Source organism: Vibrio sp. OPT46, from assembly GCF_015163535.1.
GTDB classification, from domain to species: domain Bacteria; phylum Pseudomonadota; class Gammaproteobacteria; order Enterobacterales; family Vibrionaceae; genus Vibrio; species Vibrio alginolyticus.
In genome coordinates this window covers 1-282 of record NZ_JADDYG010000850.1, presented here as the reverse complement: position 1 = coordinate 282, position 282 = coordinate 1, and the positions used below count along the sequence as shown (strand labels likewise).

The following is a 282-nucleotide window of genomic DNA, read 5'->3' as shown; positions in this document are numbered from 1 at the left end:
TAAAATTTGAGTCTTAAGAGCAAGGTTGGCTTCTCTTGTAAGTAGTGATTCGTAGTAGGCCAAAAGGTATCTTGCTAATCGTGCTGATTGAATTGCATTCATCCGAGCAACACTTTCGCTGGTCGGCCTAGGAGACAGCCCATTAACTGTCTCTACAGGCATTCCTAAGGATTTCATATCGCTAAGCTCTTCCGTTCTGCCTTGCCATATATCTGACTGAATAGAGTTCATATCGCTCAATTGGGAGCGTTTTATATAACTCGATTTCATAGTGGCAATCGC

The 282-nt window shown here is 42.6% G+C and carries 1 protein-coding gene; it reads right to left on the bottom strand.

Annotated elements, in window-relative coordinates; all coding sequences use genetic code 11:
* A partial coding sequence (locus tag IQR33_RS36145) for a hypothetical protein (RefSeq protein WP_228014224.1) occupies window positions 1–270 on the bottom strand: 270 nt, incomplete at its 3' end.
* Window positions 271–282: the final 12 nt, after the last annotated feature.